The sequence below is a fragment of the Accumulibacter sp. genome (genome assembly GCF_036625195.1).
Lineage (GTDB): Bacteria > Pseudomonadota > Gammaproteobacteria > Burkholderiales > Rhodocyclaceae > Accumulibacter.
In genome coordinates, this window is record NZ_JAZKUG010000001.1 from 1,021,471 (window position 1) to 1,035,817 (window position 14,347).

Genomic DNA, 14,347 nt, shown 5'->3' on the forward strand with positions numbered 1-14,347 from the left:
CCTAAGCGGCCAGCAGCTTGCCGGGGATCGTGCCGATCGATCCGGCGCCCATCGTCATCACCACGTCACCATCGCGTGCGGCATCGCGGATCGCCTGCGGCAGATCGGCAATGTTCTCGACGAAAACCGGCTCGACCTTGCCGACGACACGCAGCGCGCGGGCAAGCGCACGGCCATCGGCAGCAACGATCGGCTGCTCGCCGGCAGCGTAGACTTCGCCGAGTACCAGCGCGTCGACCCCGCTGAGTACCTTGACGAAATCATCGAAGCAGTCGCGTGTGCGCGTGTAGCGGTGTGGCTGGAAGGCGAGCAGCAGGCGACGCCCGGGAAAGGCACCGCGGGCGGCGGCAAGCGTCGCCCGCATCTCGACCGGGTGATGGCCATAGTCGTCGATCAACGTGACCGAGCCCCCGTGCGGCAGCGACAGCTCACCGTAGCGCTGGAAACGACGGCCGACGCCACGGAATTCGGCCAACGCCGTGGCGATCGCGGCATCGTCGACGCCGAGTTCGCTGGCGACGGCGATCGCGGCCAGCGCGTTGAGGACGTTGTGGTGACCGGGCAGATTGAGCCTTATCGGCAAGCGGCTGACGCTGCCATTGACGCGCACACAGTCGAAATGCATCTGGCCAGCGACCGCGACAACGTTCTCGGCGTGGACGTTGGCCGCCGGATCGAGACCATAGGTGACGATCTGCTTGCTGACCAGCGGCATGACCTCGCGCACGTTCGCGTCGTCGGCGCAGAGGACCGCCACGCCGTAGAACGGCAGACGCTGGATGAAGTCGACGAAGGCCTGCTTCAGCCGGCTGAAGTCGTGGCCATAGGTTTCCATGTGGTCACCGTCGATGTTGGTGACGATCGACAGGACCGGCGACAGCAGGAGGAAGGAGGCGTCGGATTCGTCGGCTTCGGCGACGAGGAAGTCACCGGACCCGAGGCGGGCATTGGCGCCGGCCGCGTTCAGCCGACCGCCGATGACGAAGGTCGGATCCATGCCACCGGCGGCGAGGATCGAAGCCACCAGACTGGTCGTCGTGGTCTTGCCATGGGTGCCGGCGACGGCGATTCCCTGCTTCAGGCGCATCAGCTCGGCGAGCATCTGTGCCCGCGGCACGACCGGCACCTTGCGTGCCCGCGCAGCGATGACCTCCGGATTGTCGAAGCGGACCGCCGATGAAATCACCACCGCGTCGGCCATGCTGACGTTTTCGGCGGCGTGACCGATGACCGTGCGGATTCCGAGCTCGGCCAGGCGACGGGTCGTCGAGCTGTCGGCAAGATCGGAACCGCTGACCGTGAAGCCGAGATTGGCCAGGACCTCCGCGATGCCGCTCATGCCGGCACCACCGATACCGACGAAATGAATGCTCTTGACCTTGTGCTTCACTCGACAAGCTCCTCACACATTTTCGCCAGGGCGGCGGTCGCTCCCGGCTTGGCCAGTGCACGCGCCTTCTCGGCCATCGACTGCAGCTGCGCCCGAGTCAACTCCTGCAGCTCGGCGATCGCCGCGGGGCTCAGGTCACCCTGCGGCAGCAGAAGGGCGGCACCGGCTGCCGAAAGGAAGCGGGCGTTGCGTGTCTGATGATCGTCCACTGCATGCGGAAACGGTACCAGGACGCTGGCAACACCAACCGCCGCGAGCTCGGCGACGGTGAGCGCTCCGGCGCGGCAGATCACCAGGTCGGCCCATTCGTACGCAGCCGCCATGTCCTCGATGAAGGCCACACACTGCGCCTGCACACCGGCGGCCTCGTAGTTCTGGCGCAGCTTCTCGAGATGCCGCTCGCCGGCCTGATGGACCACCTGCGGTCGCTCGCCGGCAGCGAGCATGGCAAGCCCGCGCGGCACGACGTCATTGAGCGCCGCTGCCCCCTGGCTGCCGCCGAGCACCAGCCAGCGCAGCGCCTCGGCCCGCCCGGCGAGACGCTCCGCCGGCGCGGGCAAGGAACTCACTTCCGGACGCAGGGGGTTGCCAACCCAGACACCACGCGGCAACGCTTCCGGAAAGCCACAGGCAACCCGCTGCGCCCAGCGGGCAAGGACCCGGTTGGCCAGGCCGGCGATCGAGTTCTGCTCATGAATGATCAGCGGCCAGCCGAACAACGCCGCCATCAGGCCGCCGGGGAAGCTGACGTAGCCACCAAGACCGAGGACTACGTCCGGTCGCAGGCGGCGGATCTCGCGCCGCGCCTGGCAGCAGGCGGCGAGCAGATGGAAGGGCAGGAGCAGTTTGCGCAACAGGCCCTTGCCACGCAACGCCGCGAAGCGGACCCAGGCCATCTCGTAGCCGCGCGCCGGCACCAGCCTGGCTTCCATGCCGTCCGGAGAGCCCATCCAGACAACACGCCAGTCGCGCTGGCGCAGCAGGTCGGCCACCGCCAAACCGGGGAAGACATGGCCACCGGTGCCGCCAGCCATGACCAGCAAGGTTCTCACAGCTTCGCCCCACGCATCAGCTGACGATTCTCCCAATCAATCCGCAGGAGCACGGCGAGTGCCACGCAATTGGCCAGGATGCCCGAGCCACCGAAACTCATCAGCGGCAGGGTGAGACCCTTGGTCGGCAGCACACCCATGTTGACGCCCATGTTGATGAAGGCCTGCACACCGAGCCAGACGCCGACTCCTTGCGCCACCAGCGCCGAGTAGTAGCGCTCGAGCGCCACCGCCTGCCGGCCGATGGCGAAGGCGCGCTGGATCAACAGACTGAAGAGCAGGATGACGACCAGTACGCCGACGAAACCAAGCTCTTCGGCGATCACCGCAAGCAGGAAGTCGGTATGTGCCTCGGGCAGGTAGAACAGCTTCTCGACGCTCGCACCGAGCCCAACGCCGAAGAGTTCGCCACGACCGAAGGCGATCAGCGCGTGTGACAGCTGGTAACCGCGACCGAAGGCATCGGCCCACGGGTCCATGAAGCCAAAGATGCGGTCACGGCGATAGGGAGAGACGATGATCAGGGCAGCAAAGGCAACCGCGAGGACGACGATCAGGATGACGAAGAGACGCGCCCGCATGCCGCCGAGGAAGAGGATCGCCATGGCGATCGAAATGATGACGACGAAGGCGCCGAAATCCGGCTCCTTCAGCAACAGCACGCCGACCGCGACCATGGCGCTCGCCAGGGGCAGAAAGGCCTTCTTCAGGTCGTGCATGTAGGGCATCTTGCGCGCCGTGTAGTCGGCGGCATAGAGTACCGCGAACAGCTTCATCAGCTCGGAAGGTTGCAGGTTGACCAACCCGAGTGACAGCCAGCGGCGCGCACCGTTGACTTCGCGACCGATGCCGGGAACCAGCACCAGCGCCAGCATCACGAAACCGATGACGAAGAGCCACGGCGACCAACGCTGCCAGGTCGTCATCGGCACCTGGAAAGCCATGCCGCCGGCGACCAGTGCCAGGATCAGGAAGACGCCGTGGCGGATCAGGAAGTAGCTCGACTGGTTGCCGGTCTGGCGGGCCGCCTCGGCGGTCGCCATCGACGCCGAGTAGACCATGACCATGCCGATCACGAGCAGGACCAGCGTGCTCCAGAGAAGCGCCAGATCGATCTCCGATGGCAGACGACGCGGTCGATCCAGGGTACGCAACATCAGGCAGCCTCCCTTTCGATGCTGCGCACGGCGTCTACGAAGACGCTCGCCCGGTGGGCATAATCGCGGTACATGTCCATACTGGCGCAGGCCGGCGACAGCAGCACGGCATCGCCGGGTTTCGCCTGGCCGGCGCACCAGAGCACGGCCTCGCTCATGTCGGCGCAGTGACGCAGCGGCAGCGGGCATCCATGCAGGACCGCGGCGATGGCTCCGGCATCACGGCCAATCAGCGCCACGGCGCGTGCATGGTGGGCGAGGGCTTCGCGCAGCGGGCTGAAATCCTGCCCCTTGCCGTCGCCGCCGAGAATGATCACCACCGGGCGACCGAGCCCGGCGACGGCTGCCAGGGTGGCACCGACGTTGGTCCCCTTGGAGTCGTCGTAATAGGCGACGCCCTTGATCTCGGCGACCCACTCAAGACGATGGGCGAGGCCGCTGAAAGCGGCGAGCGCGGGCAACGGCAGACGCGGATCGATGCCGATCGCCTCGCACAGGGCCAGAGCCGCCATCGCGTTGGCGACGTTGTGCCGGCCGGCCAGCCGCAGGTCGACGGTGGCGATCAGCCTTTCACTGCCGCGCACGATCGCCCCCCCCTCGAGGCCATAGTCGGCAGGCCGGGGTGGCGGGCCGAAGCCGAAGGTGACCGTCGCCCGGCCCGGCGGCGCGGCTGCCAGGCTCAACGGATCGTCGCGATTGAGCACCACCGCACCCTGCCCCTGAAAGATGCGCGCCTTGCTCGCGGCGTAGCTCGCCATGCCGCTGTAACGATCGAGGTGATCCTCGCTGAGGTTGAGGACGGTGGCGGCGTCGGCGTCGAGGCTGTACGTCGTCTCGAGCTGGAAACTCGACAGCTCGAGAACCCAGGTGTCCGGCATGCGTTCACACTCGACGGCCGCGAGCAGCGCCGTCAACGCCGCCGGACCGATGTTGCCAGCGACAGCCGTGGCGCGCCCGGCAGCCCGGCAGAGGGCACCGGTGAGCGCGGTGGTGGTGGTCTTGCCGTTGCTGCCGGTGATCGCGATCAGCCGTGCCGCAGGGCTCAACTGGCGTAGCGCGCAGGCAAAGAGCTCGATCTCCGAGACCACCGGCACACCGCGCGCCATCGCTTCGGCGATCAGCGGCTCGGCGACCGGGACGCCAGGTGACAGGGCGATGAGGTCGACACCGGCGAGCGCTTCGCGCTGCAGCGGACCGGCGAATAGCGGTGCGTCGGGCGCGATCGCGCGCAGCAGATCCACCTGGGGCGGTCGCTGACGGGTATCCGCCACCCGAAGCCGTACGCCCTGGCGCACCAGCCACCTGACCATCGCCAGACCGCTTTCGCCAAGACCGACCACGAGTGTCGATTTCCCCTGCAGTTCCATGTTCAGCGGGACCTCACCGGAGTTTCAGGGTGGACAGACCGGCCAGCACCAGCATGATGGTGATGATCCAGAAGCGAACGACGACCTGCGTCTCCTTCCAGCCGCCCAGCTCGAAGTGATGATGCAGCGGTGCCATGCGGAAGATGCGGCGGCCACCGGTCATCTTGTAGAACAGCACCTGCGCCGCCACGGAAAGGGTTTCGGCAACGAAGACGCCACCCATGATCGCCAGGACGATCTCCTGGCGCACGATGATGGCGACCGTCCCGAGCGCGGCGCCGAGCGCCAGCGCACCGACATCACCCATGAAGACCTCGGCCGGGTAGGCGTTGAACCAGAGGAAACCAAGTCCGGCCCCGGCCATCGCGCCGAGCAGGATCGCCAGCTCACCGGCGCCCGGGATGTACGGCAGGAGCAGGTACTTGGCATAGACCGCGTTTCCGGCAACGTAGGCAAAGATCGCCAGCGCGGCGGCGATCATCACCGTCGGCATGATCGCCAGACCGTCGAGACCATCGGTCAGGTTGACGGCGTTGCTGGTGCCGACGACGACGAGATAGCTGAGAACGACGAAACCGAACAGCCCGAGCGGATAGGCGACTGTCTTGAAGAAGGGGACGATGAGCTCGAGCTGCGCCGGTCCACTGGCGGTCAGCGCAAGGTAGAGCGCGACCATGAGGCCGAGCGCCGACTGCCAGAAGTATTTCCAGCGCGCCGCCAGCCCGCGTGGATTGCGATGCACCACCTTCTGCCAGTCGTCATACCAGCCGATGCTGCCGAAACCGATGGTGACGAGCAGCACGACCCAGACGTAACGGTTGCTGAGGTCGCCCCAGAGCAGCGTCGTGATGAGGATCGCGATCAGGATCAGGGCGCCACCCATGGTTGGCGTTCCAGACTTCAGGAGGTGCGTCTGCGGACCGTCGTTGCGTACCGCCTGACCGATCTTCTTTGCCGCCAGCCAGCGGATCAGTCGCGGACCGGCGATGAAGGAGATGATCAGCGCGGTCATTGCCGCCAGCACCGTCCGCAGCGTGATGTAGCCGAAGACGTTGAAGGCCCGCACGTCCTGGGCCAGCCACTGCGACAGCCAGAGCAGCATCAGACGCCCTCCCTGGCTGGCGCACAGATCGCCTCGACAACTCGCTCCATGCGCATGAAGCGCGAGCCCTTGACGAGCACGGTCGTATCCGGCCCGAGCTCGCCAAGCAGTGCTTCGACGAGCTCCGCGAGGTGGATGAAGTGCCCACCGCCGCTACCGAAGTTGTGCGCGGCGAGGGCGCTCGCCTCGCCGAGGGCCAGCAGGCGGTCGATGCCCTGACTCTTCGCATAGCCGCCGATCTCGTCGTGAAACTGGCCACTCATCTCGCCGATCTCGCCCATGTCGCCCAGCACCAGGATCTTGCGGCCGACGGTCGCGGCAAGCACATCGATGCCGGCGCGTACCGAGTCGGGGTTGGCGTTGTAGGTGTCGTCCAGGAGCTGCGCGCCGCGCATGGCCTGACGCAGCTGCAACCGCCCCTTGAGGCCGCGGAAGCGGTTCAGGCCAGCCTGCACGGTTGCCAGCGGGATGCCGGCAGCCAGCGCGGCGGCGGCGGCGGCGAGGGCGTTGCGCGCGTTGTGCCGGCCGGGCAACGACAGCGTGACCTTGGTCTCGTCGCTGCCGCAGGCGAGCAGCAGGCGATTCTCGAGCCCATGCAACGCGACCCTGCCGCTGACGTCGGCGGCGTGCTCGAAGCCAAAGGTCGTCCGCCGCAGGCCCTGGCTCTGCTGCCGCCAGAGATCGGCCCACGGATCGTCGGCGCAGAACACGGCGACGCCGTTCTCGTCCAGCCCGGAATAGATGGTACCCTTCTCGCGGGCGATCGCTTCCACCGAGCCCATGCCGGCGAGATGGGCGCGCTGCGCGTTGGTCACGACGGCGATGGCAGGGCGGGCGATCCCCGCAAGGTAGGCAATCTCGCCCGGGTGATTCATTCCCATCTCGACGATCGCCGCACGATGGCCGGCATGCAGGCGCAGCAGGGTCAACGGCAGGCCGATGTCGTTGTTGTAGTTCCCCTGGGTGGAGAGCACGGTATCACCGTAGGCCGCCCGCAGGATGCTGGCGATCATCTCCTTGGTCGTCGTCTTGCCGTTGCTGCCAGTGACGGCAATCAGCGGCAAAGTGAAGCGACTGCGCCAGTCTGCCGCCAGCGCGCCCAGCGAGAGCCTGGTCTCGGCCACGACGACCAGCGGCAAGCCGCTCGACCGCAGCTGCTCGGCGGCGTCAGCGGCGACGACGGCTGCGGCGGCGCCCCGCTCCCGGGCCGCGGTGAGGTAGTGGTGACCATCGAAATGGTCCCCACGCAGGGCGATGAAGAGTTCACCGGCGGCGATGGTTCGGCTGTCGGTCGACACGCCGCTGAAGCTGCAGTTGTCGCCGACGAGGGCGCCCGCCGTCGCCCGTGCCGCCGCCAGCAGGTCCATCATCTCGCTCATCGATGCAACTCCTGGCGAGCGAGCAGCGCAGTGCGCGCCTGCGCGACGTCGGAGAACGGCCGTCGCACGCCGCCGATCTCCTGGTACGGCTCGTGGCCCTTGCCCGCGATCAACACCACTTCCGCAGCATGTGCCGAGAGAATCGTGCGCCGAATCGCCTCGCCACGATCGGCGATGACCTCGGCGGCCGGAGCGGCAACGCTGATCTGTGCGATGATCGCCTGCGGGTCCTCGCTGCGGGGATTGTCGCTCGTCAAGACGACGCGATCGGCACAGCGCTGGGCGACCTCGCCCATCAGCGGTCGCTTGCCGGGATCGCGATCGCCACCGCAGCCGAAGACGGCCGTCAAACCGGCACCACGCGCCGTGGCGACCGGCCGCAGCGCGCGCAACGCGTTCTCGAGGGCATCCGGCGTATGCGCATAGTCGACCACGACCAGGGGCTGCGCGTCACCGCCCACCTTCTCGAGGCGCCCGGGCGGTGGTTGCACGCCGGCGAAGCGCGCCGCAACCTCGCGCGGCGTCAGCCCGGCATCGAGCAGGACCGCGGCCACGGCCAGGAGATTGGCAACGTTGTAGCGACCAAGCAGCGCCGTCTCGACCCAGGCCCGACCGCCGGGCGCACACAGCCGGAAACGCAGGCCGGCGATCGTTTCCTCGACGTCCTCGGCACTGATCGTCCCCTGCCGGTCGCTGCAGCCACCCTCCTGCGTATAGGCAACCACCTTGCTGGCGGTCGTCAGGCTGGCCAACTCACGCCCGAAGGGGTCGTCGACATTGCACACCGCCAGTCGCAGACGTGGCCAGGTGAACAACTTCGCCTTGGCTGCCGCATAGGCCGCCATGCTGCCATGATAGTCGAGGTGATCGCGGGTGAAGTTGGTGAACACCGCCACGTCCACCCGGGCGCCGTCCAGGCGGCCTTCTGCCATGCCGATCGAACTCGCCTCGAGCGCGCATGCCTGCACGTCGTCGGCCGCGTAGCCGGCGAGACAGCGCGCCAGGGTCGTCGCTTCGGGCGTCGTGAAGCCGGTGTCGGCCAGCCGCCCCGGCAGGCCGGCGCCGAGCGTCCCGATGATTGCGCAGGAACGCGGATGAGTGGCGCCGATCCACTGTGTGACGCTGGTCTTGCCGTTGGTTCCGGTGACGGCGATGAGCGACAGGCGCTCGCTCGGGCGCCCATGGACGGCATGCGCCAGAGGCCCGCGCAGCCCGCGCAGCCCGCTGACCGGCACACCGGGGATCCGCCAGTCGTCACGCCATGGGAAGGCGTCCGCGCGGTCGTCACCTGTTTCCCAGAGGACAGCCTCGGCACCACGGGCTATCGCGTCGGCGATGAACTGGCGGCCGTCGACCGAACCGCCGGCACAGGCGAAAAACAGGTCGCCCGGCCTGACCTGCCGGCTGTCGTCAGTTGCGCCATGTGGGACGACGCCAAGCAGCGACAGCCGCTGCAGGATTGCGGCGACCGGCTCGCTGGCGTGGTTTCGCGCCGAAGCCGTCACAGGCGAGCCTTTGGCAGGGGTGGCTTGGGCGTCTCGGCGACGATCAAAGGCGCGTCGGGTGATATCCCCAGCGTGCGCAGCGAGCTGCCCATGACCGACGCGAAGACCGGCGCCGCGACCTCGCCACCATAGTGCTTGCCGGCACTGGGCTCGTCGATCATGACGGCGACGATCAGGCGTGGATCGGACACCGGCGCAAAGCCGACGAAGGACGAGACATACTTGTTGGCATAGCGTCCGCCCAGCAGCTTGTGCGCCGTGCCGGTCTTGCCGGCGACGCGATAGCCCGGAATCTGTGCCTTCGGTGCAGTGCCACCCGGTTGCACCGCCATCTCGAGCATCATGCGGACCTCACGCGCCGTCTTGGCGCTGAACACGGTCGCGCCGCTGGCCACCGGCGCATCGACCCGGGTCAACGAAAGCGGGACGAGGTCGCCATCCCGGGCAAAGACCGAGTAGGCCCGCGCCAGTTGGATCAGCGAGACCGAAATTCCGTGCCCATACGACATGGTCGCCTGCTCGATCGGCCGCCAGCTCTTCCACGGGCGAACACGCCCGGTGACTTCGCCCGGAAATCCAAGGCGGGGCACCTGGCCAAATCCGACATCGTCGAACATCTGCCACATCGTCTGCGATGGCAGCATCGCCGCGATCTTGGCGGCACCGACGTTCGACGACTTCTGGATCACCTGGGCGACGCTCAGCGCACCATGCGGATGGGCGTCGGCAATCGTCGCGTTGCCAATCGTCAGGCGACCTGGTGCACAGTTGATGATGGTCTCCGAGCGAACCTTGCCCGTTTCGAGACCGAGGGCAATCGTGAAGGGTTTGAGCGTCGAGCCAGGTTCGAAAGTGTCGGTCAGCGCACGGTTGCGCAGCTGCGCACCGGACAGCGACTCGCGATTGTTCGGGTTGTAGGTCGGCCAGTTGGCCAGGGCGACGATCTCGCCGGTACGGGCATCGATCACCACCACGCCACCTGCCTTGGCATTCTGGTCGCTGATCGCCTGCTTTAGGTGGCTGTACGCCAGGTACTGGATCTTCGAGTCGAGTGCCAAGCGGATTTCCTTGCCGTCCTGCGGTGGCTTGATCGACCCGACATCCTCGATGATCTGGCCACGACGATCCTTGATGACGCTGCGGCTTCCCGGCTGGCCGAGCAACTGGCCGTGGAATGCCAGTTCGACTCCCTCCAGCCCGCGGTCGTCCACGCCGGTGAAGCCGACCATGTGCGCGGTCATCTCGCCGGTCGGATAGAAGCGGCGGTACTCCTTGTCCTGGCCGATGCCGGGCAGCTTCAGCGCCGCCACACGCTCGGCCACCGCGGGCGGAATCTGCCGCCGCAGAAAGACGAAGGTCTTTTCGGTGTCGAACTTCTGCGCCAGCTGCCGCGGGTTCATCTCGAGAACTGACGCCAGCTCGACGATCTGTTCCGGCGTCAGTCGCGCGACCTGCGGCACGGCCCAGATCGACTTCATCGGCGTCGATATCGCCAGCACGTCGCCGTGGCGGTCGGCAATGCGTCCGCGCGAGGCACTGATCTCGATGTCTCGCCGATAGCGGGACTCGCCCTTCTCCTGCAGAAAGTCGTTGTTGAGCACCTGCAGATAGAACGCGCGGCCGATCAGGACGACGAACGAGCCGATGATCAGCAGACCGATGAGGCGCGAGCGCCAGGTCGGCAGACGCATCTGCAACAACGGATTCTCGGCGAACTTGTGCGCCACCTTCCCCTTGAAACGCATCATCTGGAGGATCCTCCGGCGGGCGCGGCAGCGATCACCCGGGACGACTCGGGCGTGCTCATCCTGAGCTTGTCGCGCGCGATTTTCTCGATCCGCGGCGCTGCGCCCCAGGTCGAGAGTTCCAGCTGCAATTGTCCATGCTCGACCTCGAGCTGCCGCGCGTGTTCCTGCTCGGCCTCGAGCGCCATGAATATCCGGCGCGCCTTGTGCTGCGCAGTGACCACGCCAAGACTGCAAAGCACCATTACGAGCAACAGAAGGACGTTCAGACGAACCATCTCAGGCGGCCTTCAAGGCAAGCTTTTCCGCTATCCGCATGACGGCACTACGGGCGCGGGGATTGCTGGCCACCTCGGCAGCGCTCGCCCGGACCGGCTTGCCCACCAAGCGCAGCCGCGGCTGCGGCAGCTCGGCGGCACGCAGCGGCAGGCTCTTCGGCGCGTCGTCCGGCGCCGCCTGCGAACGCATGAAACGCTTGACGATGCGGTCTTCCAGCGAGTGGAAGCTGATCACCACCAGACGACCTCCGGACTTGAGGACGGCCATCGCCTGCGGCAGGACTAACGCGAGTTGCTCGAGCTCTTGATTGATATGAATCCGTAGAGCTTGAAAGGTACGCGTCGCCGCATCCTGGCCGGGCTCACGGGTGCGCACGGTCGCGCGTACGAGCGCGGCGAGCTCCCCCGTGGTTGCAAGAGGCCGCTCTCCCCGAGCAGCCACAATCTTCTTTGCAATCTGGAAAGCAAACCGTTCTTCACCATAGCTCCTGATTACCTCCGTGATCTCCTGCACGCTGGCCCGCAGGAGCCACTGTGCTGCCGTTTCGCCCTCTGTCGTATCCATACGCATGTCAAGCGGTGCGTCGTGGCGAAAACTGAAACCGCGCTCTCCCTGATCGAGCTGTGGTGAGGACACTCCGACGTCGAGCAGAACACCGTCGACGCCTTCGTCCACCGCGAACTCCTCCTGGCGGACGGTTTCGAGGAGATCACCAAAGCGCTGGTGCCGAACCAGCAAGCGCCGGTCGCCGATTGCCGATGCAGCGGCCACCGCCTGTGGATCGCGGTCGATGGCCAGCAGGCGGCCCTCCGGCCCGAGCCGTTCGAGGATCTCCAGCGAATGCCCACCGCGGCCGAAAGTGCCGTCGATGTACCTGCCTGCGGACTGGATTCTCAGTGCCTCGACCGCCTCCCGCAAGAGGACGGTCTGATGCTGCAGCGGTGCGCTCACAGCGCCAGATCTTCTAGGCCGGGAGGCAGGAACTGCTCACCCAATGCGAAGACGGCCTCCTGCTGCTGCTGCCAGCCGGCATCTGACCAGATCTCGAAATGGCTGCCTTGTCCGACGAGCCAGATTTGCTTGTCGAGCTGCGCGAAATGACGCAACTCGGGAGCCACCAGTAGCCGGCCGGCCGCGTCCATTTCCTCTTCGCGGGCGTTACCGACCAGCAGCCGCTTGATCCCGGCAGACTGCGGATTGAAGCTCGAAGCGGCCAGCACCTTGTCACGGATCGGTTCCCAGGCTGGCTCGGGATAGAGCAGGAGACAGCGGTGGGGATGTGCGGTGAGGATCAGGCGACCATTGGCGGCAGATGCGAGCGCCTCCCGGTGGCGCGCCGGAATGGCAAACCTCCCCTTGACATCAAGACTCAACGCAGCCGCACCCTGAAACATCAAACTGACTCTTTCCCTGCCCGCAGGCCGCTCGAACGGCAAACTTCCCACTTTCTACCACTTGCTCCCACTTTAAGGCAAAGATTCTTTCAAAGCAAGGGTCATGCACCACTTTTCTCAATTTGGACAAGCACTTATCAGCGACTGACGGAAACCGCTCAAGGAAAGAGCGATAATTGCGCCAAAACAAGCACAAAGAGCATTTAGTTAAAGTGTTTTGTTAAAAATGGCGTGGGGGTCGCGAGTCAGCGGCGGCGGCGAATGGTCAGATGTGTACCGGACGCCGCCGGCAGCGACTGTGGCAAGGGGACAGGCGGCCGACAGCCAGCGATCGCTGACCGTCGCAGTGGTGGCGTGGGGAGGTGGGAAGCCGGTCGATAAGCCGGGTTCTGTCGTGGACAGCCATTCATCTAGGCGTACTGTCACCAGCACGCTCAAGCAGCCTACCCGGAAGCAGCGCGAGCCACGCCCATGCTTCCCTATTTGGCCTTGCTCCGGATGGGGTTTGCCGTGCCGTCCGTGTTGCCACGTCCGCGGTGAGCTCTTACCTCACCGTTTCACCCTTACCTGCCCCGGTCTGCACCGGGGCATCGGCGGTCTGCTTTCTGTTGCACTTTCCGTCACCTCGCGGTGCCCGGTCGTTAACCGGCATCGTGCTCTGTGGAGCCCGGACTTTCCTCTCGGCGCCAGGTTTGCACCTCTTGCCCAGCGGCTGCCTGACCGACTTCCCTCTCCGATTATACCGGGCAGCGGCGGCGACCGGGCGGGAACTGCCACTCGTCATCGTAGTAGGCCGCATGCTCGCTCGCCGGCGTGACCCCGGGCAGCCCAAGCAGAGGAAGCGGTTGCCAGCCGCGCGGGGCCTGGTGGCGGCCAGCCGAGAATTCTGCCGCCAGGTGACGGTCGACATCGGCAAGCTGAGTCGCCAGCGGCTGCTCCAACCAGGCTGGACTGACCTGATGGAGGACAGCCTTGGCCGTCAGGCCACGAAACGGGCGCAGCAATTGCTCGTAGGTCGCGTGCCCGAATACCAGGCAGCGCAATTCCCGCGACAGTTCGCTTCGGCGTTCCCAGAACAGCCGGCGCCATTGAAAACCGCGCACGAGCTCGAGCAGCTCCGGGTTGCACGAAACGACGACCACGCCACACTCGTCGAAGTGCGTCAGCGCGTCACGCTCGCGACAGCGCGGCCCCACTTGCTGCCGAAGCAGCTCGACGTGGCGCGCGTTCAGCGCCGCCTTGGTCAATGGAAAGGCCAGCCAGACCAGGGCGTTGAAGAAGTCGTGCCAGTTGTCCGGCCGTGTCGCGACCTCGCCCGTCAGCCAGATGCGCGTCTCGTAGTCGAGGTTGTCGAGCGGCGGCGCCACGAACGAGATTCGCCGCCCGGCGGCATTGCGCACGTCGCGCGCCGTGGCAAGAACGGCCAGCGCAGCCGGGTCGGGTGTCGGTGGCATCTGGTCGAGGAGTGACCGCAGAGCGGCAAACAGGCCGCCCGCCGACGGCGGCCCGGCCGCGCTCACTGAGCGGCCGTCGCGCCGCCAGGTGCAGGCTGCGCGACGGGCTCCGCCAGCCAGCCGAAGGTACCGTTGCGCATCTGGAAGCTTCCCTGCAGCGGCCCGAGGCCGCCTGCCGGTTCGGCCTCGAGCCGGGCGAATCCCTCGCAGGTACGCGTCTCGACGACGTACATGCGCTTGCCCTGCTTGAGAATCCAGGCGTCGTTGCCGGGCGCGAAAACCTCGACGCGAGTGTCGGCGCCACCGGCACCGATCTCGTGCCGCCGCTGGCAATCCGGCATGCGCGCCGCGACGACGGAGTATGTTGCCGTCCTGTCCCAGGGCAGGGTCTGGACGCGGATCAGCGTCAGTGCGTGCTGTCGCGAGCCATCGATCTCGAAAGCGGCACGCTGATCCGAACAAGCCGCCAGCAGCGGCAGCCACAGGAGAAACAATCTGCTCGAGAACACAGGCAGCCTCCGCA

The 14,347-nt window shown here is 66.5% G+C and carries 13 protein-coding genes and 1 other RNA gene; all 14 read right to left on the reverse strand.

Annotation, left to right across the window (positions count from 1 at the left end):
• Position 1: 1 nt before the first annotated feature.
• The 14 genes from murC to V5B60_RS04555 all read right to left on the reverse strand — a co-directional run bounded on the left by murC (position 2) and on the right by V5B60_RS04555 (position 14,333).
• Positions 2-1,390 (reverse strand): UDP-N-acetylmuramate--L-alanine ligase, encoded by a 1,389-nt coding sequence (gene murC / locus V5B60_RS04490; RefSeq protein WP_332345832.1) that lies wholly within the window; start codon positions 1,388-1,390, stop codon positions 2-4.
• Positions 1,387-2,442 carry an undecaprenyldiphospho-muramoylpentapeptide beta-N-acetylglucosaminyltransferase gene (murG, locus tag V5B60_RS04495; protein WP_332345834.1) on the reverse strand — a complete coding sequence of 352 codons (1,056 nt, stop codon included), beginning with the start codon at positions 2,440-2,442 and terminating at the stop codon, positions 1,387-1,389. The genes murC and murG overlap by 4 nt, the downstream gene beginning before the upstream one ends.
• Positions 2,439-3,599, reverse strand: a complete 1,161-nt coding sequence (gene ftsW, locus V5B60_RS04500; protein WP_332345835.1) for a putative lipid II flippase FtsW — start codon at positions 3,597-3,599, stop codon at positions 2,439-2,441. Before ftsW ends, murG begins: the two co-directional genes overlap by 4 nt.
• A complete protein-coding gene (gene murD, locus V5B60_RS04505) occupies positions 3,599-4,966 on the reverse strand; it encodes a UDP-N-acetylmuramoyl-L-alanine--D-glutamate ligase (RefSeq protein ID WP_332345836.1) in 1,368 nt (455 codons plus the stop codon). The genes ftsW and murD overlap by 1 nt, the downstream gene beginning before the upstream one ends.
• 13 nt (positions 4,967-4,979) lie before the next feature.
• Positions 4,980-6,068 (reverse strand): phospho-N-acetylmuramoyl-pentapeptide-transferase, encoded by a 1,089-nt coding sequence (gene mraY / locus V5B60_RS04510; RefSeq protein ID WP_332345837.1) that lies wholly within the window; start codon positions 6,066-6,068, stop codon positions 4,980-4,982.
• Positions 6,068-7,438, reverse strand: coding sequence for a UDP-N-acetylmuramoyl-tripeptide--D-alanyl-D-alanine ligase (locus V5B60_RS04515; protein ID WP_332350419.1), 1,371 nt, complete (start codon positions 7,436-7,438; stop codon positions 6,068-6,070). The genes mraY and V5B60_RS04515 overlap by 1 nt, the downstream gene beginning before the upstream one ends.
• Before the next feature lie 5 nt (positions 7,439-7,443).
• Positions 7,444-8,952, reverse strand: coding sequence for a UDP-N-acetylmuramoyl-L-alanyl-D-glutamate--2,6-diaminopimelate ligase (locus V5B60_RS04520; protein WP_332345838.1), 1,509 nt, complete (start codon positions 8,950-8,952; stop codon positions 7,444-7,446).
• Entirely contained in the window at positions 8,949-10,700 is a 1,752-nt protein-coding gene (locus V5B60_RS04525; protein WP_332345839.1) for a peptidoglycan D,D-transpeptidase FtsI family protein, read from the reverse strand. Before V5B60_RS04525 ends, V5B60_RS04520 begins: the two co-directional genes overlap by 4 nt.
• Complete coding sequence (gene ftsL / locus V5B60_RS04530) at positions 10,697-10,975, reverse strand: cell division protein FtsL (protein ID WP_332345840.1); 279 nt, start codon at positions 10,973-10,975, stop codon at positions 10,697-10,699. The genes V5B60_RS04525 and ftsL overlap by 4 nt, the downstream gene beginning before the upstream one ends.
• 1 nt (position 10,976) lies before the next feature.
• Positions 10,977-11,927 carry a 16S rRNA (cytosine(1402)-N(4))-methyltransferase RsmH gene (gene rsmH, locus V5B60_RS04535; RefSeq protein ID WP_332345841.1) on the reverse strand — a complete coding sequence of 317 codons (951 nt, stop codon included), beginning with the start codon at positions 11,925-11,927 and terminating at the stop codon, positions 10,977-10,979.
• Positions 11,924-12,370: a division/cell wall cluster transcriptional repressor MraZ gene (gene mraZ / locus V5B60_RS04540; RefSeq protein ID WP_034936493.1), complete on the reverse strand. Its 447-nt coding sequence runs from the start codon at positions 12,368-12,370 to the stop codon at positions 11,924-11,926. The genes rsmH and mraZ overlap by 4 nt, the downstream gene beginning before the upstream one ends.
• 362 nt (positions 12,371-12,732) lie before the next feature.
• Positions 12,733-13,098: RNase P RNA component class A (rnpB, locus tag V5B60_RS04545), an RNA gene on the reverse strand.
• A 9-nt stretch (positions 13,099-13,107) separates the two neighbouring features.
• Positions 13,108-13,890 (reverse strand): DUF3025 domain-containing protein, encoded by a 783-nt coding sequence (locus V5B60_RS04550; protein ID WP_332345842.1) that lies wholly within the window; start codon positions 13,888-13,890, stop codon positions 13,108-13,110.
• Positions 13,887-14,333, reverse strand: coding sequence for a hypothetical protein (locus V5B60_RS04555; protein ID WP_332345843.1), 447 nt, complete (start codon positions 14,331-14,333; stop codon positions 13,887-13,889). The genes V5B60_RS04550 and V5B60_RS04555 overlap by 4 nt, the downstream gene beginning before the upstream one ends.
• Positions 14,334-14,347 lie beyond the last annotated feature (14 nt).